Annotated in this window: 26 protein-coding genes and 2 pseudogenes; 17 read left to right on the top strand and 11 right to left on the bottom strand. The window is 72.4% G+C overall.

Annotated elements, in window-relative coordinates; all coding sequences use genetic code 11:
* Nucleotides 1-15: 15 nt before the first annotated feature.
* The 4 genes from NOD94_RS09025 to NOD94_RS09010 form a co-directional block, all read right to left on the bottom strand.
* Complete coding sequence (locus NOD94_RS09025) at nt 16-1,737, bottom strand: urease subunit alpha (protein ID WP_281205241.1); 1,722 nt, start codon at nt 1,735-1,737, stop codon at nt 16-18.
* Nucleotides 1,730-2,041: an urease subunit beta gene (locus tag NOD94_RS09020; protein ID WP_281205240.1), complete on the bottom strand. Its 312-nt coding sequence runs from the start codon at nt 2,039-2,041 to the stop codon at nt 1,730-1,732. The genes NOD94_RS09025 and NOD94_RS09020 overlap by 8 nt, the downstream gene beginning before the upstream one ends.
* A gap of 14 nt (nt 2,042-2,055) precedes the next feature.
* Complete coding sequence (locus NOD94_RS09015) at nt 2,056-2,358, bottom strand: urease subunit gamma (RefSeq protein WP_281205293.1); 303 nt, start codon at nt 2,356-2,358, stop codon at nt 2,056-2,058.
* 444 nt (nt 2,359-2,802) lie between these two features.
* On the bottom strand, nt 2,803-3,258 hold the full coding sequence (locus NOD94_RS09010) for an ATP-binding protein (RefSeq protein WP_281205239.1): 456 nt from the start codon (nt 3,256-3,258) through the stop codon (nt 2,803-2,805).
* A 197-nt stretch (nt 3,259-3,455) separates the two neighbouring features.
* On the opposite strand from NOD94_RS09010, the gene NOD94_RS09005 reads away from it, so the two are divergent.
* Both NOD94_RS09005 and NOD94_RS09000 read left to right on the top strand, forming a co-directional pair.
* A complete protein-coding gene (locus NOD94_RS09005) occupies nt 3,456-4,340 on the top strand; it encodes a helix-turn-helix transcriptional regulator (protein WP_281205238.1) in 885 nt (294 codons plus the stop codon).
* Between the two features lie 13 nt (nt 4,341-4,353).
* Nucleotides 4,354-4,575: a DUF397 domain-containing protein gene (locus NOD94_RS09000; protein ID WP_281205237.1), complete on the top strand. Its 222-nt coding sequence runs from the start codon at nt 4,354-4,356 to the stop codon at nt 4,573-4,575.
* A 19-nt stretch (nt 4,576-4,594) separates the two neighbouring features.
* On the opposite strand, the gene NOD94_RS08995 is transcribed toward NOD94_RS09000, so the two are convergent.
* Nucleotides 4,595-5,782: an 8-amino-7-oxononanoate synthase gene (locus tag NOD94_RS08995; protein WP_281205236.1), complete on the bottom strand. Its 1,188-nt coding sequence runs from the start codon at nt 5,780-5,782 to the stop codon at nt 4,595-4,597.
* Nucleotides 5,783-5,938: 156 nt separating this feature from the next.
* On the opposite strand from NOD94_RS08995, the gene bioB reads away from it, so the two are divergent.
* From bioB to bioD, 3 genes are read left to right on the top strand one after another with little or no spacing between them, the layout of a single operon-like run.
* Nucleotides 5,939-7,267, top strand: a complete 1,329-nt coding sequence (bioB, locus tag NOD94_RS08990) for a biotin synthase BioB (protein ID WP_281205235.1) — start codon at nt 5,939-5,941, stop codon at nt 7,265-7,267.
* Nucleotides 7,260-8,600, top strand: a complete 1,341-nt coding sequence (locus NOD94_RS08985; protein ID WP_281205234.1) for an adenosylmethionine--8-amino-7-oxononanoate transaminase — start codon at nt 7,260-7,262, stop codon at nt 8,598-8,600. The genes bioB and NOD94_RS08985 overlap by 8 nt, the downstream gene beginning before the upstream one ends.
* Before the next feature lie 7 nt (nt 8,601-8,607).
* Nucleotides 8,608-9,351: a dethiobiotin synthase gene (bioD, locus tag NOD94_RS08980; RefSeq protein WP_281205233.1), complete on the top strand. Its 744-nt coding sequence runs from the start codon at nt 8,608-8,610 to the stop codon at nt 9,349-9,351.
* A gap of 161 nt (nt 9,352-9,512) precedes the next feature.
* Here bioD and NOD94_RS08975 read toward each other — a convergent pair whose 3' ends face one another.
* A complete protein-coding gene (locus NOD94_RS08975) occupies nt 9,513-10,133 on the bottom strand; it encodes a hypothetical protein (protein ID WP_281205232.1) in 621 nt (206 codons plus the stop codon).
* Between the two features lie 402 nt (nt 10,134-10,535).
* On the opposite strand from NOD94_RS08975, the gene NOD94_RS08970 reads away from it, so the two are divergent.
* Nucleotides 10,536-11,192, top strand: a complete 657-nt coding sequence (locus tag NOD94_RS08970) for a class I SAM-dependent methyltransferase (RefSeq protein WP_281205292.1) — start codon at nt 10,536-10,538, stop codon at nt 11,190-11,192.
* Nucleotides 11,193-11,243: 51 nt separating this feature from the next.
* On the opposite strand, the pseudogene NOD94_RS08965 reads toward NOD94_RS08970, so the two are convergent.
* Nucleotides 11,244-11,618: pseudogene (locus NOD94_RS08965) on the bottom strand (GNAT family N-acetyltransferase).
* A gap of 283 nt (nt 11,619-11,901) precedes the next feature.
* On the opposite strand from NOD94_RS08965, the gene NOD94_RS08960 reads away from it, so the two are divergent.
* From NOD94_RS08960 to mug, 5 genes are all read left to right on the top strand, one after another.
* Nucleotides 11,902-13,242 carry a hemolysin family protein gene (locus tag NOD94_RS08960; protein WP_281205231.1) on the top strand — a complete coding sequence of 447 codons (1,341 nt, stop codon included), beginning with the start codon at nt 11,902-11,904 and terminating at the stop codon, nt 13,240-13,242.
* Entirely contained in the window at nt 13,239-14,258 is a 1,020-nt protein-coding gene (locus tag NOD94_RS08955) for a hemolysin family protein (protein WP_281205230.1), read from the top strand. The genes NOD94_RS08960 and NOD94_RS08955 overlap by 4 nt, the downstream gene beginning before the upstream one ends.
* Nucleotides 14,259-14,327: 69 nt before the next feature.
* A complete protein-coding gene (locus NOD94_RS08950) occupies nt 14,328-15,110 on the top strand; it encodes an SGNH/GDSL hydrolase family protein (protein ID WP_281205229.1) in 783 nt (260 codons plus the stop codon).
* Between the two features lie 71 nt (nt 15,111-15,181).
* Nucleotides 15,182-16,615 carry an adenylosuccinate lyase gene (purB, locus tag NOD94_RS08945; protein WP_281205228.1) on the top strand — a complete coding sequence of 478 codons (1,434 nt, stop codon included), beginning with the start codon at nt 15,182-15,184 and terminating at the stop codon, nt 16,613-16,615.
* Nucleotides 16,612-17,160, top strand: a complete 549-nt coding sequence (gene mug, locus NOD94_RS08940) for a G/U mismatch-specific DNA glycosylase (RefSeq protein WP_281205291.1) — start codon at nt 16,612-16,614, stop codon at nt 17,158-17,160. The genes purB and mug overlap by 4 nt, the downstream gene beginning before the upstream one ends.
* A gap of 183 nt (nt 17,161-17,343) precedes the next feature.
* Here mug and NOD94_RS08935 read toward each other — a convergent pair whose 3' ends face one another.
* Genes NOD94_RS08935 through NOD94_RS08925 form a run of 3 tightly spaced genes read right to left on the bottom strand, consistent with a single transcriptional unit; the run spans nt 17,344 to nt 19,545 of the window.
* Nucleotides 17,344-17,781 carry a hypothetical protein gene (locus tag NOD94_RS08935; RefSeq protein ID WP_281205227.1) on the bottom strand — a complete coding sequence of 146 codons (438 nt, stop codon included), beginning with the start codon at nt 17,779-17,781 and terminating at the stop codon, nt 17,344-17,346.
* Between the two features lie 40 nt (nt 17,782-17,821).
* Complete coding sequence (locus NOD94_RS08930) at nt 17,822-18,607, bottom strand: ABC transporter permease (RefSeq protein ID WP_281205226.1); 786 nt, start codon at nt 18,605-18,607, stop codon at nt 17,822-17,824.
* Nucleotides 18,608-18,630: 23 nt separating this feature from the next.
* Complete coding sequence (locus NOD94_RS08925; RefSeq protein WP_281205225.1) at nt 18,631-19,545, bottom strand: ATP-binding cassette domain-containing protein; 915 nt, start codon at nt 19,543-19,545, stop codon at nt 18,631-18,633.
* 108 nt (nt 19,546-19,653) lie between these two features.
* Here NOD94_RS08925 and NOD94_RS08920 point away from each other — a divergent pair, with 108 nt between their 5' ends.
* The 5 genes and pseudogenes from NOD94_RS08920 to NOD94_RS08900 all read left to right on the top strand — a co-directional run.
* Nucleotides 19,654-20,865 (top strand): histidine kinase, encoded by a 1,212-nt coding sequence (locus NOD94_RS08920; RefSeq protein WP_281205224.1) that lies wholly within the window; start codon nt 19,654-19,656, stop codon nt 20,863-20,865.
* Nucleotides 20,866-20,869: 4 nt separating this feature from the next.
* Complete coding sequence (locus NOD94_RS08915; RefSeq protein WP_281205223.1) at nt 20,870-21,520, top strand: response regulator transcription factor; 651 nt, start codon at nt 20,870-20,872, stop codon at nt 21,518-21,520.
* Between the two features lie 100 nt (nt 21,521-21,620).
* Complete coding sequence (locus NOD94_RS08910; protein WP_281205222.1) at nt 21,621-22,775, top strand: ROK family transcriptional regulator; 1,155 nt, start codon at nt 21,621-21,623, stop codon at nt 22,773-22,775.
* 615 nt (nt 22,776-23,390) lie between these two features.
* The gene (locus NOD94_RS08905) at nt 23,391-23,948 is read left to right on the top strand and encodes an SMI1/KNR4 family protein (RefSeq protein WP_281205221.1); all 558 of its coding nucleotides are present in this window, start codon (nt 23,391-23,393) and stop codon (nt 23,946-23,948) included.
* Between the two features lie 147 nt (nt 23,949-24,095).
* Nucleotides 24,096-24,385 (top strand): annotated as a pseudogene (locus NOD94_RS08900) (hypothetical protein); the annotation flags it as partial.
* Between the two features lie 71 nt (nt 24,386-24,456).
* On the opposite strand, the gene NOD94_RS08895 reads toward NOD94_RS08900, so the two are convergent.
* Complete coding sequence (locus tag NOD94_RS08895) at nt 24,457-25,209, bottom strand: GntR family transcriptional regulator (protein WP_281205220.1); 753 nt, start codon at nt 25,207-25,209, stop codon at nt 24,457-24,459.
* Nucleotides 25,210-25,518: 309 nt separating this feature from the next.
* On the opposite strand from NOD94_RS08895, the gene NOD94_RS08890 reads away from it, so the two are divergent.
* Nucleotides 25,519-26,382 carry an alpha/beta fold hydrolase gene (locus NOD94_RS08890; protein ID WP_281205219.1) on the top strand — a complete coding sequence of 288 codons (864 nt, stop codon included), beginning with the start codon at nt 25,519-25,521 and terminating at the stop codon, nt 26,380-26,382.
* Nucleotides 26,383-26,567: the final 185 nt, after the last annotated feature.

Genomic DNA, 26,567 nt, shown 5'->3' with positions numbered 1-26,567 from the left:
TGGTGTGGTGCCCCATCAGAAGAGGAAGTAACGCTGGGCCATGGGAAGTTCCCGGGCGGGAGCGGGTTCCACGACCTCGCCGTCGATGGAGACGGTGAAGGTGTCGGCGTCGACCTCCACCCTCGGCATGGCGTCGTTGTTGCGCATGTCCGCCTTGCCGACCTTGCGGGTGCTCTCGATCGCCACGAACTCCTTGACGAGGCCGAGTCGTTCGGGGAGCCCGTCGTCGAGGGCGGCCTGCGAGGTGAAGTTGAGGGAGTTCAGCGCGGGCGCCCGCCCCCGACCGCCGAACATGGGCCGGGGCAGCACGGGCTGGGGGGTGGGGATGGAGGCGTTCGCGTCGCCCATCTGGGCGTGTGCGATCTGGCCGCCCTTGATGACGACATCGGGCTTCACGCCGAAGAAGGCGGGGTCCCACAGCACGAGGTCGGCGAGCTTGCCGGGTTCGACCGAGCCGACGTCGCGGGCGAGCCCCTGGGCGACGGCCGGGTTGATCGTGTACTTGGCGACGTAGCGGCGGGCCCGGTGGTTGTCCGCGGGGCCGTCTCCGGGCAGGAAGCCGCGGCGCTTCTTCATCACGTGCGCGGTCTGCCAGGTGCGCATGACCACTTCGCCGACCCGTCCCATGGCCTGGGAGTCGGAGGAGATGATGGAGATGGCGCCGAGGTCGTGCAGGACGTCCTCGGCGGCGATGGTCGAGGGTCTGATCCGCGATTCGGCGAAGGCGAGGTCCTCGGGCACGGCCGGGTTGAGGTGGTGGCAGACCATCAGCATGTCGAGGTGTTCCTCGACGGTGTTGACCGTGTGCGGGCGGGTCGGGTTGGTGGAGCTGGGCAGGATGTTCGGCTCGGAGACGACGGTGATGATGTCGGGGGCGTGCCCGCCGCCCGCGCCTTCGGTGTGGTACGAGTGGATGGACCGCCCGGCGATGGCGGCGAGGGTGTCGGCGACGAATCCGGCTTCGTTGAGGGTGTCCGTGTGGATCGCGACCTGGGCGCCGGTCTCCTCGCAGACGGACAGGCAGGCGTCGATGACGGCGGGGGTGGACCCCCAGTCCTCGTGGATCTTGAAACCGAGTGCTCCGCCGCGCAGTTGGGAGTACATGCCCTCGCGGGACATGGTGTTGCCCTTGCCGAGCAGCCCGATGTTGACGGGGTAGCCCTCCAGCGCGGCGAACATCCGGGCGAGGTGCCAGGGGCCGGGGGTGACGGTGGTGGCCTTGGAGCCCTCGGCGGGGCCGGTGCCGCCGCCGACGAGGGTGGTGATCCCGGAGGCGAGGGCCTCGTCGATGACGGTCGGGGAGATGAAGTGCACGTGCGCGTCGATGGCGCCGGCGGTGACGATCTTCCCGTTGCCCGCGATGATCTCGGTTTCGGGGCCGATCACCAGGGCCGGGTCCACGCCGTCCATGGTGTCGGGGTTGCCCGCCTTGCCGAGGGCGCTGATGCGGCCGTCGCGGATGCCGATGTCGGCCTTGACGATGCCCCAGTGGTCCAGGATCACCGCCCCCGTGATCACCGTGTCGGCGGCTCCCTCGGCCCGGGTGGTGCGGGCCTGGCCCATGGACTCGCGGATGACCTTGCCGCCGCCGAAGACGGCCTCGTCGCCGGAGCGGGCGGGGCCGCCGCCGAGGTCCTGTTCGATCTCCACGAAGAGGTCGGTGTCGGCGAGCCGGATCCGGTCGCCGACGGTCGGCCCGAAGAGTCCGGCGTACACCTGGCGCGACAGCTCAGCCATCGAGGGGCCCTCCGGTCTCGCCGCGCAGTCCGGGGACTTGCCTGAGGCCACCGAGCGGGACCAGTTCCACCGCGACCGGGATGCCGGGCTCGAAGCGGACGGCGGTTCCGGCGGCGACGTTGAGGCGCAGTCCGTGCGCGGCCCGCCGGTCGAATTCGAGGCCGGGATTGGCCTCGGCGAAGTGGTAGTGCGAGCCGACCTGGACGGGTCGGTCGGCGGCGTTGAGCACGGTGACGCGGGTGACGGGCCGGCCTTCGTTGAGGCGCACCGGGCCGTCCCCGTAGGCGATTTCCCCCGGGATCATGCGGGTACTCCCTCTCAGACGATCGGGTCGTGGACGGTGACGAGCTTGGTGCCGTCCGGGAAGGTCGCCTCGACCTGGACGTCGTGGATCATCTCGGGGATACCCTCCATGACCTCGTCGCGCCGCAGGACGTTCCGGCCGGAGGCCATCAGCTCGGCCACGGTCCGTCCGTCGCGGGCCCCTTCGAGGAGGTGCGAGGTGATGAGGGCGATGGATTCGGGGTGGTTCAGCAGGAGCCCGCGCGCCCTCCGCTTCTCGGCCACGTCGGCCGCGACGTGGATGAGGAGTCTCTCTTGTTCATGTGGTGTCAGTCGCACACGTATCACCAAGCTTCCAGGACATGATCAACATCGCGCCGGGACGACCGTAGCCCTCTTCAACGCTTTGTTGACCTGCGCATATCCGTGCCAAGCAGGTCTTGCCCAACGCGGGGAGAGGCTTTCCGCCCCCATCGCCGTCGCTTTGCCGGACCATGGGTGATCATTGACGGAAGACCACGGACCACACGGTAGGGCTCGCGCTTTTCCGCTGCGTTAACCCACGTTTCGACGAGGCACCCGGTTCCGCACGGGAAGGATCTCGGACCGGCTTCCGTATACGGCCGGCGCCGGGAGCGGGGAGAGTCGTTCCTCGACCCGGTCCGGCGCATCGCCGCGGACGTCCCGAACCCCTGGGGCCTGTCATCGAACTGCCGTCGTCGCCCGGAGGGTGAGGCGGACGGGAGTTCGACGACAGGCCCTACCGGGGCGCGACGGTTCCGATCAGCACCCGCGGGCGGCTCCGGCCGCCGACGCGCCGACGGGTTGCCAGGGCAGCGCGATCCACACGGTCTTGCCACCGTCCTCGGTCGGGCTGACCGAGAGCCGGCCACCCGCCTCGGCGGCCAGCCAGCGGATGATGACCATGCCCCGGCCGTTGTCCTGCTGGACGGCGGCCGGGAGCCGCTTGGGCCAGCGGGGGTGACTGTCCGTCACGCCGATGCGCAGCCATTCCTCGCGCTCCAGCCGGACGTCGACGGTGAAGGTGGGTGACTTGCCGAATGTGTGCTGCACGGAGTTGGTGGCGAGTTCCGAGACGATCAGTCGGACGGTGTCCGCGGTGACGGCGTCCTCGGGCAGTCCCCATGCGCTCAGTACCTCCCCCACGTAGCGGCGGGCGGCGGCGACCGAGACCGGATCGCTCGGCAGAGTGACGGATGCTTCCTGGTGATCTGCCATGGCGACGTCCCTTTCCCACCGGGACGGAGCCGCCCCGGATCTACGCTGAGCGCCAGAGTGCCACCCATCGTGCCGCCGAATCCGGAGATCCCCCAAGATATGCATATATCTGTCGCTCGATGCGGTGAACTCTGCTACGGAAGAGCGTATTTGGACGGCAGACTGGTGCGAGCTGTGCCGGTGGAAGGAGAGCGGGTATGCAGCACGGTCCCGCAGTGCGTCGGCGCAAGCTCGGCGAGGAATTGCGTGCCCTTCGCGACCGGTCCGGGCTCACCAGCGGTGAGGTTGCCCGGATCGTGGGATGGCACCAGTCAAAAATCAGCCGCATCGAAACCGGCCGCAGTGGCGTGAAAACGGAGGACATCCGGCTGCTCCTGGACGCCTACGGCGAGGTGGTGAGCGTCCAGCAGCGGGCGCTGCTGGAGGCCCTGGGCGCCTCGGCGGCCGGGCCGGCCGCGGGCGCGGACACCGGGCGGGGCCGCCAGTGGTGGCACGACTACCGGGGACTGCTGCCGCAGGAGTACCGGGACTTCATCAGCCTGGAGGCCGGGGCGCGTGCCGCGCGGACCGTGGAACTCTCCGTGGTCCCAGGCCTGTTGCAGACCCCGGACTACGCGCGGGCCGTGACCCGGGCCGCGCTCGGGGGGCTGCCGGAGCCGAAGGTGGACGCGCTGGTCGACGTACGGCTGGCTCGGCAGGCGGTGCTGCGGGCGGATCCGCCGTTGGAGTTGAGCGCGGTGCTGGACGAGGCGGTACTGCGCCGGCAGATCGGGGGGCCGGGGGTGATGGAGGAACAGCTGGGACACCTGGTGGAGGTGGCACGGCTGCCCCAAGTGCGGCTACAGGTACTGCCGTTCAGCGTGGGGGGACATCTCGGCCTCACCGGACCGTTCGTAATTTTCTCATTTCCGAGCATCGCCGATCTGGATGTGGTGGTACTCGACCATTTGACGAGTAGCCTCTATCTGGAGCGGAAGGAAGACCTGGACGCGTACAGCGCCGCGTTCCGCACCATCCAGGCGCACGCCCTCCCGCCCCGTGACTCGTCGGATCTCATCAGCACTATCGCTGACGACGCGTAAGGAGGCACCCCCCGTGTCCGCAACCCCCTTATCCACCGGCGGACTTCTGAACAGCGCGCGGTGGCGGCGGAGCAGCCGCAGCACCGGAATGAACAACTGTGTGGAAGCGGCCGCCCTCACCGGCGGCCTGCTGGCCGTCCGCGACTCCAAGCGGACGGACGGCCCGGCCGTGCTCTTCACCGGGCCGGCCTGGGACGGCTTCCTCGCATCCGTACGGGCGGACGGGCTCCGCTGACCCGGTAGCACGGGTTCGGCTAGCCCCGCGTCGCCCGCGGGTCCGTGGCCCCCGCCGGAGCGGTCCGCAGGATCGTCTCCACGGCCCGACCGATCTCGTCCCCCGTGAGATCGGCGCGCGCCGTCAGCCGCAGCCGGGAAATGCCGTCCGGCACGGACGGCGGACGGAAGCACCCCACGGACAGACCCGCCTCGCGGCAATCGGCGGCCCAGCGCAGTGCCTCCGAAGCCGACGGGGCCCGTACCGACACCACAGCCGCGTCCGGCCGGGCCGCGGTCAGGCCGGACGCGGTGAGCCGCTCGTACAACAGGGCGGCCACCTCCCGGGCCCGGTCCGCGCGCTCCGGCTCCCGCCGGAGCAGCCGCAGGCCCGCCAGTGCCGCGCCCGTGGCGGCCGGGGCCAGGCCGGTGTCGAAGATGAACGTCCTGGCGGTGTTGATCAGGTGCCGGATCACCTTGGCCGGCCCCAGCACGGCGCCTCCCTGACTGCCCAGGGACTTCGAGAGCGTCACCGTGGCGACCACGTCCGAAGCACCCGCGAGCCCCGCCGCGTGCAACGCGCCCCGGCCGCCCTCACCCAGCACCCCGAGCCCGTGGGCGTCGTCCACGACCAACGCCGCGCCCTCGGCCCGGCAGGCCTCGGCGTACGCGGCGAGCGGGGCGGCGTCGCCGTCGACGGAGAACACCGAGTCGCTGACCAGCAACGCGCGCCCGACGTGCGCGGCGAGGGTCTTGCGCGCGGTCTCCGGATCCCCGTGCGGGGTGACCGCGACCTCGGCCCGTGAGAGGCGGCAGCCGTCGACGATCGAGGCGTGGTTGCCGGCGTCGGAGACGACGAGGGTGCCCCGGTCGCTCAACGCCGTCACTGCGGCCAGGTTCGCGGCGTAACCGGACGAAAGGACCAGAGCGGCCTCGAAGCCGCAGAACGCCGCCAGTTCCCGCTCGAGCTCCGCATGAAGCTCGGTCGTGCCCGTCACCAGACGGGACCCCGTGGCTCCCGCGCCCCAGCGTTCCGCCGCCTCACGCGCGCCCCGGACGGTCTCGGGATGCCTCGACAACCCCAGATAGTCGTTGCTCGCCAGGTCGAGCAGCGGGGAGGAGGCCGGGCGCGGACGCAGGGTCCGGACCAGCCCGGCCCGCTCACGGGCCCGTTCGGCTTCGTCGATCCAGGTGAAGACGTCCGGGCGCTCGGAAGCGTGCTCAGGCATCGGCGGGTCCTCGATTTTTGTCGGCAGTCCACAGATCAGAAAGACCCTAGCCGCCGTACCCCGTGCGCCAGGTGTGGCGATACACACACTCCGTTCCGGCCATGTTGTTCATTCTCTCCTTGGCCGGGAGTGGTCGCGTGGTTCAGGATCAGCCTCATGGACCTGCTGAACACCTTGGTGGAAAAGGGACTGCGGCGCGAGCTGCCGACCCGCGAAGAGGCACTCGCCGTGCTGGCGACCTCTGACGACGACCTGCTCGACGTGGTGGCCGCGGCCGGCAAGGTGCGCCGCCAGTGGTTCGGCCGTCGGGTCAAGCTGAACTACCTGGTCAACCTGAAGTCCGGCCTCTGTCCCGAGGACTGCTCGTACTGTTCCCAGCGGCTGGGTTCGAAGGCCGAGATCCTCAAGTACACGTGGCTGAAGCCGGAGGAGGCCTCCGAGGCCGCGGCGGCGGGTGTCGCCGGCGGCGCCAAGCGGGTCTGCCTGGTGGCCAGCGGCCGCGGTCCGACCGACCGGGACGTGGACCGCGTCGGCAAGACGATCGCGGCCATCAAGGAGCAGAACGAGGGCATCGAGGTCTGCGCGTGCCTGGGCCTGCTCTCCGACGGCCAGGCCGAACGGCTGCGCGACGCGGGCGCCGACGCCTACAACCACAACCTCAACACCTCCGAGGCCACCTACGGCCAGATCACGAAGACCCACACGTACGCGGACCGCGTCGACACCGTGCAGAAGGCCCACGCGGCGGGCCTGTCCGCCTGCTCGGGCCTGATCGCGGGCATGGGCGAGAGCGACGAGGACCTCGTCGACGTCGTCTACTCCCTGCGCGAGCTCGACCCCGACTCGGTGCCGGTCAACTTCCTGATCCCGTTCGAGGGCACCCCGCTGGCCAAGGAGTGGAACCTCACCCCGCAGCGCGCCCTGCGGATCCTGGCGATGGTGCGCTTCGTCTGCCCCGACGTCGAGGTCCGGCTGGCGGGCGGGCGCGAGGTCCACCTGCGCACCATGCAGCCGCTGGCCCTGCACCTGGTCAACTCGATCTTCCTCGGCGACTACCTCACCAGTGAGGGCCAGGCCGGCCAGGCCGACCTCGACATGATCGCGGACGCGGGCTTCGAGGTGGAGGGCGCCGGCACGACGACCCTCCCCAAGCACCGCTCCGATGTCGCCGCCGCGGGTGCCGCGGGCAGCCCCTGCGGCTCCGGTGGCTCCGGTGGCGGTTCCGTGTGCGGGTCCGGGTCCGCCCCGGCGTCCGCGTCCGGTCCGGCCGGGTCCGGCTGCGGTTCCGCCTGCGGTGGCTGCTCGGGCCATGCCGAGCCCGCCGCTGCCGTGGCCGCCGTCGCGGCCGTCGACACCGGCGCGGCCGTTGACGCCGGCGCCGCCGTTGACGCGGCACCCGCCCAGGCCGCGGCCGGTGAGGTGCGCCCTGGCCTGGTGACCGTCCGTCGCCGCGGTACGGGAACGGACCTCGCCCCCAATGCCTGACGCGAACCACCAGCACCACCCGTACCACCGGCCCGACCCGCTGCCGGCCTCCGAACTGCTGGCGCTGGACCGGCAGCACGTATGGCACCCGTACGGTCCGATGCCAGGGCGGCAGGAGCCCCTCGTCGTCGCCTCGGCCTCGGGCGTCCGGCTGCGGCTGGGTGCCCCGGCCGAGGGCCGGGACGAGCTCGTCGACGGCATGTCCTCCTGGTGGTCCGCCATCCACGGCTACAACCACCCGGTGCTGAACGAGGCCGCGACGGCCCAGCTCGGCAAGATGTCGCACGTGATGTTCGGCGGGCTCACCCACGAGCCCGCCGTCCGGCTCGCGGCCAAGCTGGTCGAGATCACCCCGGCGGGCCTGGAGCACGTCTTCCTCTCCGATTCGGGCTCGGTGTCCGTCGAAGTCGCCGTCAAGATGTGCCTGCAGTACTGGCGTTCGCTGGGGCGCACCGGCAAGACCCGGCTGCTCACCTGGCGCGGCGGCTACCACGGCGATACGTGGCAGCCCATGGCCGTCTGCGATCCCGAGGGCGGGATGCACGAGCTGTGGCAGGGCCACCTGCCCCGGCAGGTCTTCGCGGACGCCCCGGCCGGGGACTTCGACACGCCCGTGGACCCGGCGTACGCCGCCCACCTGCGGTCCCTGATCGCCGAACACGCCGACCAGCTGGCCGCCGTCATCGTGGAACCGGTCGTGCAGGGCGCGGGCGGCATGCGCTTCCACCACCCGGACCACCTGCGGGTGCTGCGCGAACTCTGCGACGAGTACGACGTCCTGCTGATCCTGGACGAGATCGCCACCGGCTTCGGCCGCACGGGCGCCCTGTTCGCCGCCGACCACGCGGGGATCACCCCGGACGTCATGTGCCTGGGCAAGTCGCTGACCGGCGGCTACCTCACGCTCGCGGCGACGCTGTGCACCTCCCGCGTGGCCGACGGCATCTCGCGGGGCGAGGTCCCGGTGCTCGCGCACGGGCCGACCTTCATGGGCAACCCCCTCGCCACCGCGGTGGCGCTGGCCTCGATCGACCTGTTGCTCGCCCAGGACTGGACGACCGAGGTCAAGCGCATCGAAGCCGGTCTGCGCGCGGGCCTGGCCCCGGCCGCCGATCTGCCCGGTGTCCGGGACGTACGCGTGCTGGGCGCGATCGGCGTGGTCCAACTGACGCACGAGGTCGACATCGCCGCCGCCACCCGGGCCTCGGTCCGGGAAGGCGTCTGGCTGCGCCCGTTCCGCGACCTGATCTACACGATGCCGCCGTTCGTGACCGATGACGCCGACGTGGCCCGCATCTGCCGTGCGGTCGTCGCGGCCGCGCGGGAAGGCTGAGGTCGACATGTCCATCCTCGTCGTGTCCGGCACGGGCACCGAGATCGGCAAGACGGTGGTCACCTCCGCGATCGCCGCGGCCGCGGTGGCCGCGGGCCTCTCGGTGGCGGTGCTCAAGCCGGCGCAGACCGGCGTCGGCCCGCACGAACCCGGGGACGCCGCCGAGGCCGTACGCCTCGCCGGCCCCTCGGTGACCGCCCTCGAACTGGCCCGCTACCCGGAGCCGTTGGCGCCGGACACGGCCGCCCGGCGCTCCGGCCTGCCGGCCCTGTCCCCCGCCGAGATCGCCGGGGCGGCGGAGCGCCTCGCCTCCCACCACGACCTCGTCCTGGTGGAGGGCGCGGGCGGGCTGCTCGTGCGCTTCGACCCCGACGGCCACACCCTGGCCGACACGGCCCGGCTGCTGTCGGCCCCGGTGCTGGTGGTGGCGCCCGCCGGGCTCGGCACGCTCAACTCCACCACCCTGACCGTCGAGGCCCTGCACGCCCGCGCCCTGACCCCGCTCGGGGTGGTCGTCGGCAGCTGGCCCGCCGACCCCGACCTGGCGTCCCGCTGCAACCTCGCCGACCTCCCCGCGTCCGCCGGAATCCCGCTCCTCGGCGCCGTCCCCGGGTCGTCCGGCACGCTGACCCCGGCGCGCTTCCGCGAAGCCGCCCCCACCTGGCTGGCCCCGCCGCTGCACGGCACGTGGGACGCCGCCCCCTTCATGGCCCGCTGGGCCCCACCCCCGCCGAACCCGTTCGGAGACTGACGACACCGCCCCGGACCGCCCGTGGCCGGGCCCCGGGGGGGGTGGGCTCGGGTGGCCGGGGTGGAGGGCCCAGGTCCCCAGGTCCCGGGGGGGCCGGGGGCAGGTTCAGGGTGGCCGGGGGCGGGTCCCGAGGACGCCGCACCGGGGCGCGGGGCGCCGGGTCAGTGGCCGCCCTTCGGCTCCCGGCAGCCACCCTCCATGTACACGCCGTGCGCCTCGACGCGGGCCGGAGTGCCGAGTGCGCCCGACAGGCAGGGTCCGGTCCCGGGGATCCACAACGCGAAGCCGAGGCCCGGTCCACCCGGGCCCGCGGACCCGCCCGAGGCGTACACGTCGCCGCCGGCCACGGGGTAGCCGAGACCCCGCAGCAACGCGGTCAGCTCCGCCGGGTTCCGGGGACCCCCCGGACCACCGGCCCCCGTGGCACCGGCCTCCGCGTCCGCCAGCGCCTTCCTGATCCGCTCGGCGTGGGCGTCACCCCGGCACTTCGCCTCGTCGCCGAGCCCGGCCTGCTGCCTGTACGCGTGGTTCTCCGCGTACTTGCGCGCCTCGGGGTCCGCGGGGCCTTCCCCCGAGCCGTCCGGGGTGACGGAAGCGGCCCCCGGGCCCCGGCCGTCGCAATGGGCGGTCACGGCGGACAGGTCGTCACCGCCGTCGCCGGAGACCGACACCTCGCGCGCGCCCTCCTGTTCCGTGGCCGTGCCGCAGCCGGTGAACAGGGAGGCTCCGAGGGCCAACAACGCGGCGGCGGCCACCCGGACGGGCTTCGTACGGGGTATCACGGTTCTCCATGTGTGCGTCGATCGGCGCCCGGGCGGGACGACCGCGTGCCGATTATCGCCACTGCGTCCGCTTCGCCTCTCGCTCCGGCCGGATCCCGGACTCCGTCCGCCGCCGCCCGACGACGCCGACACCGACGCGGCGGCTCGGGGTGCGGCGCCGGGGGGCCGCTCGGTCGGGGGTTCCGCGCGTCGGGGGTTCCGCGCGTCGGGGAGTTCCGCTCGTCGGGGGGCCGCTCGTCCGGGGGTGCGGTGCGGTCGGGGTCGCGCGGGTGGGCCGGCGTGTCCCGGCCGCTTCGGTCGCGGAGCGGTTTCGCGGCGTGCCGGGGCGGGGAACAGCCCCGCAGCGCACCCACACCCACACCCGTGTCAGCCGTCCGCACCGACCCGCGCCCGGAGGCCGCCATGCCCGCGCATCCCCCCGATCCGGTCCACCACCCGTACTTCGCCCGGTTCTACGCCCGCGCCAGCACCGCCGCCGAGACCCGGGCCGGCATGGCCGCCCTGCGCCGCGAGCTGCTGCACGGCGTGTCCGGCCGCGTCATCGAGATCGGCGCGGGCAACGGGCTGAACTTCGCCCACTACCCCCGCGCCGTCTCCGAGGTCGTCGCCGTCGAACCGGAACGCACCCTGCGCCACCTGGCGGCCGCGGCCGCGCTGCGCGCCGAGGTGCCCGTGGACCTCGTACCGGGGGTGGCCGAGGCCCTGCCCGTCAAGAGCGAGGCCTTCGACGTCGCCGTCGCCTCACTGGTCCTGTGCACCGTGGGCAACCTGCCGCGGGCCCTTTCCGAACTCCACCGCGTGCTGCGCCCCGAGGCGGAGCTACGGTTCCTGGAACACGGGCTCGCGCCCGGTCCCGGTATGGCCGCCGTCCAGCGGGCGCTGGACCGGACCGTCTGGCCCCGCCTGTTCGGCGGCTGTCACACCGCCCGCGACCCGCTCGCCGCGATCGAGGCCGCCGGGTTCCGGATCGTGTCGCAGCGCGCCTTCCGGCTGCCCGAGCGCGGGCCGGCCCTCCCCACCTCGTACTGCGTGATCGGATCCGCCCGCCGCGTTCCCTGACCCCTGGCCGGACCACCCCCTTCACCCGTCCGGTCGACCGGCCTGCCGGCGTCAGTCCGCCAGCGGCTTGACCCAGCGCGTCCAGACTGTCCTCCGGGGGGTAGTCGGCCGCGTCCCACGCCCCGTGCGCCCCGGCGTTCCCGTCGAACACCATCGCGTCGGCCCGGCGTCCACCCAAAGGCCACGAAGCGTTCCTCGGCGGCCGCCGGCTGGGCCGTGCCGATGCCCTGCCGGCGGTGGTCGGGGGGCACCGCCGGCCGGTACTGGTGGCAGCGCCGGCCGTCGAACCCCGCGACGACCGTGCCGACGAGCTCCCCGCCGGGCCGGCGGGAGGGCCTGTGGGTCCCGGATGTGGAGCCGTTGGACACCCGCGAGGTCGTCGCTGATGCTCGTGCCCTTGGCCGCGTCCTTCCAGAAGTCCGGCACGGCTGTCAGGCCGCCGCCGGAGCGGTGGTGATGTGAAGATCATTCATGCGCTCATCCCACCATCCGCGCATGCTCGGCCGGAAGGGCGGTCATTCTCCTTGGGTGTGTCCTTCCCGCCCGGGTGTCGGGCCCGTCACCCGGGCGCGGCCGATCGCCCCCGACCGAAGGGGTGTGAGCGTCCGCCCATGGGCGAGCCCCGCGGTACCCGGCCCCCGCGCGCGTCCCGGCGACGCCGCGCGCCACTTCTCCGTCTGTCTGATCATGGGACGGAGGTGAAACACCGATGACCGAAGTGCTCCTGCTCGTCCTGGCGCTGCTGCTGTGCGTCGCCTGCGGGGTCTTCGTCGCGGCCGAGTTCTCGCTGACCACCGTCGAGCGCAGTGAACTCGAACGCGCCGTGGAGCGCGGCGAGCGCGGCGCGGACAGCGCCCTGACCGCCGTCCGCGGCCTGACGTTCCAGCTGTCCGGCGCCCAGCTCGGCATCACCGTGACCGGCCTGGTCATCGGCATGCTCGCCAAGCCGTCGATCGCAGCGTTGCTCCAGGGTCCCTTCAGGGCCATGGGCATGTCGGCCTCGGTCGCGTCCTCGACCGCCCTGGCCCTCGGCACGGCGCTGTCGACGGTCGTCCTGATGGTCGTCGGTGAACTCGTGCCGAAGAACTGGGCGATCTCCTCGCCGCTGGCGATCGCCAAACGGGTGGCGACCCCGCAACGGGTGTTCAGCCGGGCCTTCAAGCCCCTGATCAGTCACCTGAACACCACGGCGAACCACCTGGTCCAACGGTTCGGCATGGAGCCCGCCGAGGAGCTGGCGTCCGCCCGCAGCCCGCAGGAGCTCGTGGCGCTCGCCCGGCACTCCGCGAAGGCCGGTGCCTTGGAGGAGGACACGGCCGAGCTGTTCGTACGGACCCTGAACCTGGCCGATCTGACCGCCGAGAACGTGATGACCCCGCGCGTCCAGGTGACCGCCCTGGACGTGCAGACCACCGCGGAGGACGTGGCGAACGCGACCATGGCGACCGGCCTGTCCCGCTTCCCGGTCTACCGGGGCAGCCTCGACACCGTCGTCGGCACCGTCCACATCAAGGACGTGCTGGCGCTGCCGGCCGAGGAGCGCCACCGCCGCCCCGTCTCGCAGCTGCTGCGCGAACCGCTCCTCGTACCCGAGTCGCTGACCGTGGACCGGCTGCTGGACCGGCTGTCCGGCAGGCAGACGATGGCCGTCGTCATCGACGAGTACGGGGGCACCGCCGGAGTGGCCACGCTGGAGGACATCGTCGAGGAGGTCGTCGGCGAGGTGCGCGACGAGCACGATCCGCACGAGACCTCGGACCTGGCCCCGGCCGGTACGGACGAGTCCGGACGGCCCCTCTACTCCGCCGACGGAGCCGCGCGCATGGACCAGCTCCGGAAGATCGGCCTGCACGTGCCGGACGGCCCCTACGAAACCCTGGCCGGGTTGATCGCCACCGAACTGGGGCGGATCCCGGCCGTCGGCGACCGGCTGGAGCTGGACGGCTGGCGGCTGGACGTGGTCGACGCCGGCGGGCGGCGGGCCGCCCGCGTCCTGCTGCACCTACCCGTCGACACCGGGGACGGCGGGGGAACGGAGGAGGCCCGATGACCGTGATCCAGCTGCTGATCGGCTTGGCGACCCTCGTCGTCAACGGCTTCTTCGTCGGCGCGGAGTTCGCGCTGATCTCCGTGCGGCGCAGTCAGATCGAGCCGTACGCCGAGGAGGGCGACCGGCGTGCACGGGCGGTCCTGTGGGGCCTGGAGCACGTCTCCGCGCTGATGGCGGCCGCCCAACTGGGCATCACCCTGTGCACCCTGGTCCTGGGCATCGTGGCCGAGCCGGCCATCGCGCACCTGCTGACCCCGGTGCTCGACCTCATCGGGGTGCCGTCCGGACTGACCCACGCGATCTCCTTCGTGGTGGCGCTGGCACTGGCGACGTACCTGCACATGCTGTTCGGCGAGATGGTGCCGAAGAACGTGGCACTGGCCGAGCCCGTGCGCACCGCGCTGGTGCTGGGTCCGCCGCTGGTGACCCTGACACGGGCGCTGCGGCCGGTGATCTTCGCGATCAACGCCTTCGCGAACGTCCTGCTGCGTCTGCTGCGCGTGGAGGTGAAGGACGAGGTCGCGGCGACCTTCTCCGATGACGAGCTGGCCCGGATGGTCAAGGACTCCAGCGACGCCGGGCTGATCGACGACCGGGCGAGCGAGCGGCTCCACGACGCCCTGGAGCTGGGTCGGCGGCCGGTGACCGATGTGGTGCTGCCCGCGGACCAGGTGGTTTCCGCCCGGTTGGGCATCACCGCGTCCGGGCTGGAGCAACTGTCCGCCGCATCGGGGTACTCCCGCTTCCCGGTGATCGACCCCAAGCACCGGATCCTGGGATACCTCCACGTCAAGGACGCGCTGGACGTGACGGAGCGCGACGACCCCTTCCCGTCGTCCGCGCTGCGCCCGATCGCGCAGGTGCGTGCGGAGACCCCGCTGGACGACGTGCTGACCGCCATGCGCCGCAGTCGCACTCACCTGGCCGCGGTGCTGGGGACCGACGGCGTGATGACGGGGCTGGTGACGATGGAGGACGTCCTGCGCGAGCTGTTCGGCAGGCCGACCTCCGCCTGAGGCGGGTACGGAGCGGGCGGTACCCGCCGATGCTACCGCCCGGTACCGCGCGGTAGCATCGCTCCCGCCATGGAGATGAATGCCTCTTACACCAGTTTCGTCGCGGTCGGCGACTCCTTCACCGAGGGCATGTCCGACCTGCTCCCGGACGGCTCCTACCGGGGCTGGGCCGATCTGCTCGCCGCCCGTCTCGCACGGCGCGAGCCCGATTTCCGGTACGCGAACCTCGCCGTGCGCGGAAAGCTCATCGGGCAGATCGCCGGGGAGCAGGCCCCGGTGGCCGCGACGATGCGCGCCGATGTGGTGACTCTGGTCGGCGGACTGAACGACACCCTGCGGCCCAAGGTGGACATGGGCCGGGTCCGCGGCCACCTGGAGGAGGCCGTGGCGCTGCTCGCCCCCTCGTGCGGGCAACTGGTGCTGATGCGCTCCCCGGGCCGCAACGGCCCCGTCATGGACCGCTTCCGCCCGCGCATGGAGGAGCTCTACGTCATCCTCGACGAGCTCGCCGAAGAGCACGGCGCCCTGCTGGTGGACCTGTACGGGGCTCCCGTGCTCGCGGAGCCCCGCATGTGGGACGTCGACCGGCTGCATCTGACGGCCGAGGGCCACCGCCGGGTGGCGGAGGCCGTCTGGCAGGCTCTGGGCCTGCCGCCCGAGGAGGACTGGCGCGCGCCGCTGCCCACCGCGGTCGCCATGGGTTGGCCGGCCCGCCGCACCGAGGACCTGCGCTTCGCCCGCCGGCACCTGCTCCCCTGGATCGGCCGCCGCCTGACGGGCCGCTCCTCGGGGGACGGCCTCCCCCCGAAGCGCGCCGAGCTGCTGCCCTTCGGGCCCTCGCGGCCTTCGTAGCAAGGCACAATCCCGGGCGGTGTCCGGACCTGCGTAAACGCACAGCCGTGGCCCAAGTAGAATTCCTCCACGTGACAGCCAAGCCCCGCATCCCCAATGTCCTGGCCGGCCGCTACGCCTCCGCGGAGCTCGCCGTCCTGTGGTCCCCCGAGTACAAGGTGACGCTGGAGCGGCGGCTGTGGCTCGCCGTGCTGCGCGCCCAGAAGGACCTCGGCATCGACGTCCCGGACGCCGCCCTCGCCGACTACGAGCGCGTCCTGGAGACCGTCGACCTCGCGTCCATCGCCGAACGCGAGAAGGTCACCCGGCACGACGTGAAGGCCCGGATCGAGGAGTTCAACGCCCTCGCCGGACACGAGCACGTCCACAAGGGCATGACTTCCCGCGACCTCACCGAGAACGTCGAGCAGCTCCAGATCCGGCTCTCGCTGGAGCTCGCCCGGGACCGTACCGTCGCCGTCCTCGCGCGCCTCGGACGGCTGGCCGGCGAGCACGCCGAGCTGGTCATGGCGGGCCGCTCCCACAACGTGGCCGCTCAGGCGACCACCCTGGGCAAGCGTTTCGCGACCGCCGCCGACGAGCTGCTGGTCGCCTACGCCCGCCTTGAGGACCTGCTGGAGCGCTACCCGCTGCGCGGCATCAAGGGGCCGGTCGGCACCGCCCAGGACATGCTCGACCTGCTGGGCGGCGACACCGCCAAGCTCGCCGACCTGGAGCAGCGCATCGCCGCCCACCTGGGCTTCGCTCAGGCCTTCACGTCGGTCGGTCAGGTCTACCCGCGCTCGCTGGACTACGACGTGGTCACCGCGCTGGTGCAGCTGGCCGGCGCCCCCTCCTCGATCGCCAAGACGATCCGCCTGATGGCCGGACACGAGCTGGTCACCGAGGGCTTCAAGCCCGGCCAGGTCGGGTCCTCCGCGATGCCGCACAAGATGAACACCCGCTCCTGCGAGCGTGTGAACGGCCTCATGGTCATCCTGCGGGGCTACGCCTCGATGACCGGCGAGCTGGCCGGCGACCAGTGGAACGAGGGCGACGTGTCCTGCTCCGTGGTCCGCCGCGTGGCACTGCCCGACGCGTTCTTCGCCTTCGACGGCCTGCTGGAGACCTTCCTGACGGTCCTCGACGAGTTCGGCGCCTTCCCGGCCGTCGTCGCCCGCGAGCTGGACCGCTACCTGCCGTTCCTCGCCACCACCAAGGTTCTGATGGGTGCCGTCCGGGCCGGGGTGGGCCGCGAGGCCGCGCACGAGGTCATCAAGGAGCACGCGGTGGCTTCCGCCCTCGCCATGCGCGAGCAGGGCGCCGAGCGCAACGAGCTCCTGGAGAAGCTGGCCGCGGACGAGCGGATGCCCCTGGACCGCGCCCAGCTGGACGCCCTCATGGCCGACAAGCTGTCCTTCACCGGCGCGGCCGGTGATCAGGTGGCGACCGTGGTGTCCCGCATCGAGGCCATCGCGAAGCAGCACCCGGAGGCCGCGGGGTACGCGCCGGGGTCGATCCTCTGACCCCCGACGAGCTCGACGCCGCCCGCGACCTCGTCCTCCCGGACGTGGTCGCGGGCGGTCTGCGTGTGCTGTTCTGCGGGATCAATCCGGGTCTCCTCTCCGCCGCGACGGGCCACCACTTCGCCCGCCCAGGCAACCGTTTCTGGCCGGTACTGCACCTGTCGGGGTTCACGCCCCGCCGGCTGGCCCCGGAGGAACAGCAGGAGCTGCTCTCCTACCGCCTCGGCATCACCAACGTCGTGGCCCGAGCCACCGCCCGAGCCGACGAGCTCAGCGCCGAGGAGTTCGTCGAGGGCGGCCGCATCCTGACGGCCAAGGTGGAGGCCCTGCGCCCGCAGTGGCTGGCCGTGGTCGGTGTCACCGCCTACCGCACGGCCTTCGGCGAGCGGAAGGCCACCATCGGCCCCCAGGAACGCACCATCGGCGCCACCCGGATCTGGGCCCTCCCCAATCCCAGTGGCCTCAACGCCCACTGGACAGCGGAGTCCATGGCCCAGGAGTACGCCCGCCTTCGCGCGGCCGCCGAAACCGCACCCGGCACCTGACCCCGGCTCCGACCCCGCCCGTGGCCGCAGGACCGGCGCGGGCTCACACCTTCGAACCGTTTCAATCCCCGAGGCGGGCCCGGCCGTGGCACCGCCCCGCCTGCCCGACAGGCCCACCCGGGGTGGTTGCAGGCCTCGGGTGGTATCCCGAGAAGCTCTCGGGCAGCCCGACACTCGCTGCGCCTACGGCGGGTCCACCACGGTGACGGCCGCCATCAGCAGGTAGGGGTCATCTTCGCCCCACCGGGCCACGCACACCACCAACCAACTGTCCTCGGCCCGCCACAGGTGCAGGTGGTCGGTGGTGTGGCTCAGCTCCTGCCACGGCTGCGGTATCGCCTCTCCCGCGAGGGCGCGGAGGTTCAAGGAGTCCGGGGAGAAGACCTGCGGCTCCCCCCACCGGTCGGTCAGCGCCTGGGTGAGCGACCCGTATGCGGCTCCGATCTGGTCGGTCGCCTCGGCACGGTACGAACCGTCGTCCTCCCAGAAGTCCCGGGTGCCGCCGAGCCCGACCAGGTGGTATCCCGGGCCACTGACGTGTCGGCCGAGCCGGACCGGCGTGTCCACGAAGGCGTGCGCCCGCAGGCGGTCGATCAGGTCGAGCTGCTCTCCCGTGGTCATATCGTCAGTATTCCGGGGACCACTGACATCTGGCTCTTCGTCACGCGTCCCGGCGGCGCATCGCGAACCATCCGGCGGCCAAGGCCGTCACGGACCAGATCGCTGCCACCCCGAGCCCCGTCCAAGGACCGAGGGATCCCCCCGCCTGCGACCGCATCACCAGCTGACCTGCCCGATCGGGCATGAACTCCATACCTCCTCCAACCACCTGACCGACGACGAACGGCACGATCAGGAGCAGGGGTATGAGCAGGCTCATCACCAGGGTGCCGCTGCGCACCAAGGCCGTCAGCCCGGCCGCCAGGAGGGCGATCAGCATCAGGTAGATGCCGCTCCCGAAGACGGCCCGCAGTGCGCCGGGGTCATCCAGGGAGAGGGCGTGGTCGCCCCTGAAGGCCTGCCCGCCTAGGAAGGTGACGAGGCCGGTGACCTGTCCCACGGCGAAGGCCAGTCCGGCGACAACAGCGACCTTGGACAGGTAGAGCCCGGTCCGGTTCGGTACGGCGGTGAGGGAGACCCGCAGGGCGCCGTTGCGGAACTCGCCCGCGAACGCCGTGGCGCCGAAGGCGATGGCTGCTATCTGCCCGAAGTTGATTCCGAAGAAGGCGCCGAGCAGTTGGTCGTCCCCCAGTGCGTCCGCCTCGGACGTACCGATCGCGGCGGCGGTGAGAACGGTGATGCCGGTTGTCGCGGCGAAGACGGCCACGAGCGACCCGAGGATCGCGCGGGCCGAGCGTATCTTGATCCATTCCGAGCGCAGCACGGGAACGGTCGGCCGGGCGGTCGCGGGCCTCGCGGGGGCAGGTCGGGCGGTGGTGGCGATCATGTTTTGTGGCTCCCGTCGTGACGTCAGGCCGCGTGGGCGGCGAAGGGGGTACGGTCGGCGGTCAGGTCGAGGTAGGCCTGCTCCAGCGAGGCTCGCTCGTCGGCGAGTTCCAGCAGTGGGATGCCCTCCCGGGCCGCGAGGATTCCGAGTCGTTCCGCGGTTGTGCCGTCGACGGTCCACCGTCCTTCCTCCGTGGGGGTCATAGCGAAACGGTCATGTTCGAGCGCGGCCCGCAGCCGGTCCGGTTCCGTGGTCCGCAGCCGCACCCGGGGCGTACTGCGGGCGTCGATGAAATCCTTCAGGGAGCTGTCGGCGAGGAGCTTGCCCTGCCCCAGCACGACCAGGTGGTCGACGAACGAGGCGGACTCGCCCATCAGATGGCTGGAGACGAGGACCGTTCGCCCCTCGGCGGCCAGGCCGCGCATCAGCTCACGGATCCAGATGATGCCCTCGGGGTCGAGGCCGTTGGTCGGCTCGTCCAGCAGGAGCACCGCCGGATCGCCCAGGAGGGCGGCGGCTATTCCGAGGCGTTGTCGCATCCCGAGTGAGAAGGCCCCCACCCGTTTGCGGGCCACCGCGGCCAGGCCCACCTGCTCCAGGACCGTGTCCACGCGTGGAACGGGAATCCGGTTGCTCACGGCCAGCGCGAGCAGGTGGTCACGGGCCCGGCGCCCGCCGTGTGCGGCCTGCGGGTCGAGCAGGCCGCCCACCTCGCGCAGCGGGTCGCGCAGTTCCGTGAACCTGCGTCCGCCGATGGTGGCGGCGCCGGCGGTGGGGCGGGTCAGCCCCAGCAGGAGGCGCATGGTGGTGGATTTCCCGGCGCCGTTGGGGCCCAGAAAGCCGGTGACGCGGCCCGGCGTGACATCGAAGGTGAGGTGGTCCACGACCCGGTGGCTGCCGTAGTCCTTGGTCAGTTCGCTGATCTCGATGCGGTTCATGGCTCAAGATTCGCCCTCGGGCAGTCCCCGATCCCTCCCCCGAGCGAGGGTGCCGTCTCCCCCACGTGGGGGAGACGGTCGTGGCCGGCGCGCTGCCAGGATGGGGGCATGTACAAACTGCTCCGAGCGCCGTTCCTGCCGGTGACGTATTCGCGCTGGCTGCACTTGTGCGTTCCCCTGCTGCTGTTGGCCATTTGGATGTTCATCAACCCGCGTTGGCCCTGGATGCCCCTGCTGATCGTCATCCCGTTCGGCTTCGTGCCGTGGGTGCGGCTGGCGGAGGGGCTCCAGGCCCAGTTCCTGCTGACCCCGCAGAACCGGGAAACAGATCTCGGGGGCGGCAGGGGCGACGGCGGCACCGGGGGCCCCAGCGGCATCAGCACCACGCCGTCGGCGGGTTGGAACGACCGGTGGCGGACGCTGCTGTGGCTGGAGGTGCGGCTGGTGGTGGCGGGAGCGGCCATGTTCGCGACGGTCTGGCTGCCTTTGATGTCGGTGGATTTCATCGCGACCGCTCTCGGGCATCCCCTGAATCCCGACCTGGCGCTTCCCTTCACTCCGCCGCGCTGGGCCGCGGCCCTTCTCGCACCTGTGCCGCTTGTCGTGCTCATCGTCCTGGTGATCCTTCTCGGCGAGATGATCACCGGCATCGCCCGCCGGTTGCTGGGACCCTCGGCGGCCGAGCGACTGACAGCACTGGAAGCCCGCACGGAGCAGCTGTTGGAACGGACCCGGATCGCTCGCGAACTCCACGACTCCATCGGCCACGCCCTGACCGTGGCGGTCGTCCAGGCCGGGGCGGCACGCGCGGCCAAGGACCCGGAATTCACCGACCGGGCGCTGAACGCGATCGAGGAGACGGGGCGGGCGGCGCTGGAGGACCTGGAACGGGTGCTGCTGGTCCTGCGCGAGTCCGCGCGACCACCGTCGCAACGACCCACTCTGGCGGAGGCCGACCGGCTACTGGAGTCTGCCCGGGCTTCGGGGGCGCAGGTGGACGCACAACTGTCGGGTGCGCTGGCGGAGTTGCCCGGCCCCGTAACCCGGGAGGGGTACCGAATCCTGCAGGAGGCGCTCACCAACGTGTTGCGGCACTGCGGTCCGGTACCCGTGCGGGTGCGTGTGGAGGTGTCAACGGGCCGGCTGGACCTGGAGGTGACGAACCCACTTCCCGCGCGGCCCGTGGTGACGAGCCGATCCGGCAGCGGGCTCCGCGGGATGCGGGAGCGCGCGGCGCTGCTCGGGGGCGAGGCCGAGACCGGTCCGCACGAGGGTAGTTGGAGGGTGCACGCCCGGCTTCCACTGGAGCGAATACGCTGACCGGATGCCGGTTACCGTACTGCTCGTCGACGATGAACCCCTGGTGCGCGCGGGTCTGCGCGCCGTACTGGACTCCCAGCCCGACATCGAGGTGGTGGGGGAAGCCGCGGACGGCGCCGCCGTCATCCCCCTCGTACGCCGGTTGCGCCCCGACGTGGTGGCCATGGACGTACGGATGCCGCTGCTCGACGGGATCGAGGCGACCCGGGCGGTTTTGAAGTCGGTGGACTCGCCGCCGAAGATCCTGGTCATCACGACCTTCGAGAACGACGAGTACGTGTACCAGGCGCTGCGTGCGGGCGCGGACGGGTTCCTGCTGAAGCGGGCCCGCCCGGCGGAGATCGTGCACGCGGTCAGGCTGGTGGCCGAGGGCGACACGCTCCTGTTTCCCGCGGCCGTCCGGGCCCTCGCGGCCGAATACGGCAACCAGGAGGCGCGCACCGTCCTGAAGCGGGCGGCACTGACCGAGCGCGAGGAGGCGGTCCTGCGGCTGATGGCTCGCGGGCTGACGAACGTGGAGATCGCCGGTGAATTGATCGTCGGCACCGAAACCGTGAAGTCACACGTGAGCGCCATTCTGGGCAAGCTTGGGGCTCGTGACCGCACCCAGGCGGTGATCACCGCGTACGAGTCCGGATTCGTCGCGCCGGCCTGAGGGGAGGGGCCGATTCCGAACTTGGGGGGCTGCTTCTCGCCGCCGCGCCGGGCACGCAGTACGATCCGGCTGACAAGGCCGCTAGCTGGGAGGACACACGTTGGGGCAGCTGACCGGCGGGGATCCCTCTCTGCTCCGGCGCATCAATTCGGCCGTGGTGCTCCGGGCACTGCGCGCGGCCGAATCGCCGACCCTCACCGACCTCACCCGGGTGACCGGGCTGTCCCGTCCTACGGTCGAGGGCGTCGTGGAGGGCCTGATCGGGACCGGGCTCGTCGTGGAGGCCGAAGCCGAGGAAGGCGCGCGACGACAGGGCCGGCCCGCACGGCGGTACCGCTTCCGAGCCGAGGCCGGGCATTTGCTGGGCATCGAGATCGGTTCGCACCGGGTAGCGGTGTTGCTCTCCGGGCTGGACGGCCGGGTGATCGGTGCCGGAACCAAGGACGTAGCCGAGAACGCGTCGGCCGATGAGCGGTTGGAACGGGTCAGGGCGGCCGTGGCCGACCTGCTGCGCCGGGCCGGCATCCCCCGCGACTCCCTGCGGGCGGTCGGCGTCGGCAGTCCCGGGATCGTGGAGGCGGACGGAACGGTCCGCCTCGGTACGGCGCTGCCCGGCTGGACGGGACTACCGCTCGGGGAACGCCTGCGGCGTTCGTTCCGCTGCCCGGTACAGGTGGAGAACGACGCCAACGCGGCGGCGGTAGCCGAGCACTGGAAGGGGGCCGCGCGGGACACCGACGACATGGTGTTCGTGATGGCGGGGCTCAGCCCCGGCGCGGGCTCCCTGATCGGCGGGCGACTGCACCGCGGCTTCGGCGGCGCGGCCGGCGAGATCGGAGCCCTGCACCTGCTGGGGCGCGAGGCCACACCGGAGCGACTGCTGTCGACGACCGGCGAACCGTTGCACCCGCTGGACGAGCCCGCGGTCGCCGAGGTCTTCGCGATGGCCAAGCGGGGCGACGAGCGGGCTGTGGCCGCCGTGGAGCGGTTCCTCCAGCGGCTGGTCCACGATGTGGCCGCGCTCGTGCTGGCGATGGATCCGGAGCTGGTGGTCCTCGGCGGCTGGGCCGCCGGTCTGGACGGGGTCCTGGAACCGCTGCGCCGGGAACTGGAGCGGTACTGTCTGCGTCCGCCGCGGGTGGTGCTCTCCATGCTCGGGGAAGCGGCCGTGGCCACCGGGGCGCTGCGGCTCGCGTTGGATCACGTGGAGGAAGAGCTCTTCGCGGTGGAAAAGACGGTCACCGCCCGCCGCTGAACCCAGGGGCATTCAACCGAAGGCTGTGGCGAAGGCCCGCGGGCCCTGGACCGGGCCCCTCCGACCGCAGCGGGCAGCGGGCAGCGGGCAGCGGGCAGCGGGCAGCGGGCAGCGGGCAGCGGGCAGCGGGCAGCGGGCAGCGGGCCAACGCCGTGAGCGGTCCACCGGGTACGGACGAACGGGACCGGACAGAGATCGCTGCCAACGTCCGGCCCGGATGCCGTCCCTCGCGGCACCCCGCACCCCGGCACCCGGGTCCTCCGCGACGACGGGACGGCCGTCAAGTGCGTCCGGCCTCGCCTCCCGCACTCGGGAGACGTACGCCGCCCCGCGACCCGCGGGTGCGTCGGCCCCGGGCGATGGTGAGGGGCGGCAGGCCACAAGGGTCCGATCGACGGTCGGGGGCGGGCCTTCGCCGGGCGCGGGGCGGGGCCGGACGCCGGGCCACCGGTGAGCAGCCCGGCAGGACGCCGGGGCCACAGGTAGGCGACGGGGCAAGAACGCCGGGCCACGGGTGAGCGGCGGGGAGTCGGAACCCCGGACCAGGGGGTGCGCGGGGCGTCCCGGGGTGTGGTTAGCCTCGGGGGTATGCGTCAGCCGTCGAGATCACAGCCCTTGACCGAGTCCGAGGTCTCCCTCGTCGAGCGCGAGCTCGGGTTGTCCTTCCCGGCCGAGTACCGGGCGTGTTTGCGGGAGGGGGACCCCGCCCAGGACGTGTTCCGACCGCGGCGGGTGGAGTCCGCGTGGGATTGGGGGTTCGACTGGTACTGGCCCGCCGAGTTGGTGCGGCTGCCGTTCCCGCATCCCGACTCGTACGTGGCGTCGGAAGCCGAGCTGGCCGCACGCGAGCCGCTTCCGGAGGACTTCACGGACGTGCGGGCACACATCACGGCGTACGACGCGTGGGACCAGGAGTACGAGGCCTTCCAGGATGCCAAGACCGCCGGGGCCGTGGTGTTGCAGGAGAACGGCTGCGGCTTCAAGACGCTGCTGGCGGTCGCGGGTCCCCTCGCCGGCACGGTGTGGTGGGACGGCCGCGCCTCCTGCGATCTGATCGTCCCGTTGTCCCTCGACCACCCGGGCGGAGCCCGGCCGGTCACCTTCGGCGAGTGGCTCCGCCACGGCTCCTGGCAGTTGCTGCCGCCGAACTGGGGCCGGCCGGAAGGGGGATGAGAGAACGCCCACGGACCCCTCCGCCCACCGGGAGGGCCACCGGGAGGTGGCGGACCGGTTCGACGAGTTCGCGGTCCGCAGCGGAGCGACCGTTCTGATCGCCGCGCTCGACGAATGACGGCGACCTGCCGGAAGCGTCGGTCCCGCTTGCCGTTCCGGCCGCGATCGGTCCAGCCGGCCGAGGGGGACAGGACCGATGGGGCCGCGTACCACCGGGCCGGGAGTGGAAGCGGCGACCGCATCGGGGGATCCGTCCGAGGATGAAGCCCTGTTCGCGCTGGTCGACGACCTCAACGACTCGGACCGCGCCTTCGTCGTCGCGCCGCGAACACGTCGTCACCCGGACCGGCGTCGATCGGATCGCCCGCGACCTCACGATCTGGACGGCCGCCACGATCCGGATGGTCGCCCGCGACATTCCCGGGCGACCCGCCCGGGACACCGGCAACGTCCAGCACGCGGCCCGGGTGGGTACCGCCGCACCCCGCCTCCGGGGTGCGGCGTCGGGTCAGGACGCGGCGCGGGTTTCGGTGATCTCGACCCCGGAGTCGCCGAAGGTGAGCCGGCAGGTGTCGGCGCGGTACGTGGCCACCGACACGGCGGCGGTCCCCGCGGCGGTGAAGTACCGGGTGGTCACGAGGAGCACGGGAGCGCCGGGCAGCCGGTCCAGCTCCTTGGCGTCGTCGGCGCGGGCCGACCCCAGCTCCACCGAGCGGTCCTGACCGTCGAGCGCGAGGCGCTGGAGCTCCCGCAGGACGGCGCGCGCCCGGGCGGGGCCGGCGGGGGCGTCGATGGCGGAGAGCCCGGGTACGGATGCGGCGGGCACGTACAGCAGCTCCGCGGCGACGGCCTGGCCCTGGGTGACGCGGGTCCGACGGACGGTGTGCACGGGCTGGTCGGCGGGGGTGCCGAGGAGCTTCAGGACCGCGGCGGACGGGATGCCGTCGACGGCGTCGACCGGCTCCCAGCCGTCAGCGCACTCCCCGGGCCAGCTGTGCTGGGGGCTGCCGACGGCGACGCCCACGCGCGGCGGGGCGACGGTGGTACCGACGCCGCGGCGGCGCTGCAGGCGTCCTTCGAGTTCGAGCTGTTCCAGCGCCTGGCGCAGGGTGGCCCGGGCGACTCCGAAGCGCGCGGCGAGCTCACGCTCGTTCGGCAGCACCTCACCCACGGCGAAGTCCTGGTCGAGCGCCTCGCTGAGGACGGTCTTCAGGTGCCAGTACTTCGGCTCCGGCACTGATTCGAGCTGCGTGGTCCCCACCCTGACTCCTCCTGCATTCGCCGCTTCGCCGTGTTCCAGCGGCGGTTCCGCGCCGCAGTTCCGCGCCTTTGTTTATTAAAGGTTCCTGCACTATCCCTGCGACGATAGGACGGCGCCCCCCCTTGGTCAAGACCAATCCTCGCCGCTTTGCCGGGCAGATCGGGCATATGTAGCAAGCCGTTCACAGGATGTTCTCGCGCCTCCCCCTCTTGACGGGAAAGCTTGCAGCCGGGTGCTACCGGGCGGTAATCATGTGGACAGTCGTTACTGACGGCCTGTCTCACACGCGTCCACCCGACGAGGAGCAGCATGACCGCCACGGTCTCGTTCACGATCGATTCGCAGCCGGGTCCCCGGACCACCACCGTCTCCTACGAACGCCAGGGCGCGGGCGAGCCGCTCCTCCTGTTGCACGGCATAGGCCACCACCTCCAGGCCTGGCACCCGGTGGCCGACGTGCTGGCCGCCGAGTACGACGTCATCGCCGTCGATCTGCCGGGCTTCGGCGCGTCGCGGGCACTGCCCGCGGGCGTCCCGTACGACCTGGACACCGTCACCCCGGCGCTCGGGGCGCTGTGTGCCGCGCTGGGCGTGGAACGCCCGCACGTCGCGGGGAACTCGCTGGGCGGACTGCTGGCGCTGGACATGGGTCGTCGGGGCCTGGCCCGATCGGTGACCGCCCTCTCGCCCGCCGGGTTCTGGTCCGAGCCCGAGCGGCGGTACGCGTTCACCGCGCTCCGCGCGATGCGGGCCGGCGCGGCGGCGCTGCCGCTCCCGGCCCTGGAGCGGCTCTCCCGCAGCGCTCCCGGTCGGGCCGCGCTGACGGGCACGATCTACGCCCGACCGGCGCGGCGCGCTCCGGAGGCCGTGGTCGCCGAGACGCTGGCGCTGCGCGGGGCCACCGGTTTCGAGGAGACGCTGGCGGCAGGTGGCTCCGTACGGTTCCTCCACGACGTGCCGGGGCTGCCCGTGACGATCGCCTGGGGCACCCGGGACCGCCTGCTGCTCCGCCGCCAGGGGGTGCGCGCCAAGCAGACGCTGCCCGGTGCCCGGCTGGTGCGGCTGCCGGGATGCGGTCACGTGCCGATGAACGACGACCCGGCGCTCGTGGCCCGGGTCATCCTCGACACCGCTCGCGCGGCGGGACGGGGCGCGGCGCCGCTGGCGGCCTGACGGGAGCCGCCGGGTGATGGGGTACCGGGTGCCGGGTACCCGGTACCGGACACGGGGTCGCAGGGCGACTGGGTCCCGAGTGCTCGGGTGGTGGCGGGCAGGGGCAGCGCGATCACCGGCGCCGGCGCGGCATGACGACCGGCCCGGCGCAGCGCGACGACCGGCACGCGCGGCGCGGCCATCGG

Origin of the sequence: Streptomyces sp. Isolate_45, from assembly GCF_024721315.2 — a bacterium.
Taxonomy (GTDB): domain Bacteria; phylum Actinomycetota; class Actinomycetes; order Streptomycetales; family Streptomycetaceae; genus Streptomyces.
Note: the sequence above shows the minus strand (reverse complement) of the source record. Positions and strands in the feature narration are given on the sequence as shown.

Coding starts and splice junctions, on each gene's coding strand:
- NOD94_RS09025 (WP_281205241.1), bottom strand. CDS start 1,737: ATGGCTGAGCTGTCGCGCCAGGTGTACGCCGGACTCTTCGGGCCGACC.
- NOD94_RS09020 (WP_281205240.1), bottom strand. CDS start 2,041: ATGATCCCGGGGGAAATCGCCTACGGGGACGGCCCGGTGCGCCTCAAC.
- NOD94_RS09010 (WP_281205239.1), bottom strand. CDS start 3,258: ATGGCAGATCACCAGGAAGCATCCGTCACTCTGCCGAGCGATCCGGTC.
- NOD94_RS09005 (WP_281205238.1), top strand. CDS start 3,456: ATGCAGCACGGTCCCGCAGTGCGTCGGCGCAAGCTCGGCGAGGAATTG.
- NOD94_RS08995 (WP_281205236.1), bottom strand. CDS start 5,782: ATGCCTGAGCACGCTTCCGAGCGCCCGGACGTCTTCACCTGGATCGAC.
- bioB (WP_281205235.1), top strand. CDS start 5,939: ATGGACCTGCTGAACACCTTGGTGGAAAAGGGACTGCGGCGCGAGCTG.
- NOD94_RS08985 (WP_281205234.1), top strand. CDS start 7,260: ATGCCTGACGCGAACCACCAGCACCACCCGTACCACCGGCCCGACCCG.
- bioD (WP_281205233.1), top strand. CDS start 8,608: ATGTCCATCCTCGTCGTGTCCGGCACGGGCACCGAGATCGGCAAGACG.
- NOD94_RS08970 (WP_281205292.1), top strand. CDS start 10,536: ATGCCCGCGCATCCCCCCGATCCGGTCCACCACCCGTACTTCGCCCGG.
- NOD94_RS08960 (WP_281205231.1), top strand. CDS start 11,902: ATGACCGAAGTGCTCCTGCTCGTCCTGGCGCTGCTGCTGTGCGTCGCC.
- NOD94_RS08955 (WP_281205230.1), top strand. CDS start 13,239: ATGACCGTGATCCAGCTGCTGATCGGCTTGGCGACCCTCGTCGTCAAC.
- NOD94_RS08950 (WP_281205229.1), top strand. CDS start 14,328: ATGGAGATGAATGCCTCTTACACCAGTTTCGTCGCGGTCGGCGACTCC.
- NOD94_RS08935 (WP_281205227.1), bottom strand. CDS start 17,781: ATGACCACGGGAGAGCAGCTCGACCTGATCGACCGCCTGCGGGCGCAC.
- NOD94_RS08930 (WP_281205226.1), bottom strand. CDS start 18,607: ATGATCGCCACCACCGCCCGACCTGCCCCCGCGAGGCCCGCGACCGCC.
- NOD94_RS08925 (WP_281205225.1), bottom strand. CDS start 19,545: ATGAACCGCATCGAGATCAGCGAACTGACCAAGGACTACGGCAGCCAC.
- NOD94_RS08920 (WP_281205224.1), top strand. CDS start 19,654: ATGTACAAACTGCTCCGAGCGCCGTTCCTGCCGGTGACGTATTCGCGC.
- NOD94_RS08915 (WP_281205223.1), top strand. CDS start 20,870: ATGCCGGTTACCGTACTGCTCGTCGACGATGAACCCCTGGTGCGCGCG.
- NOD94_RS08890 (WP_281205219.1), top strand. CDS start 25,519: ATGACCGCCACGGTCTCGTTCACGATCGATTCGCAGCCGGGTCCCCGG.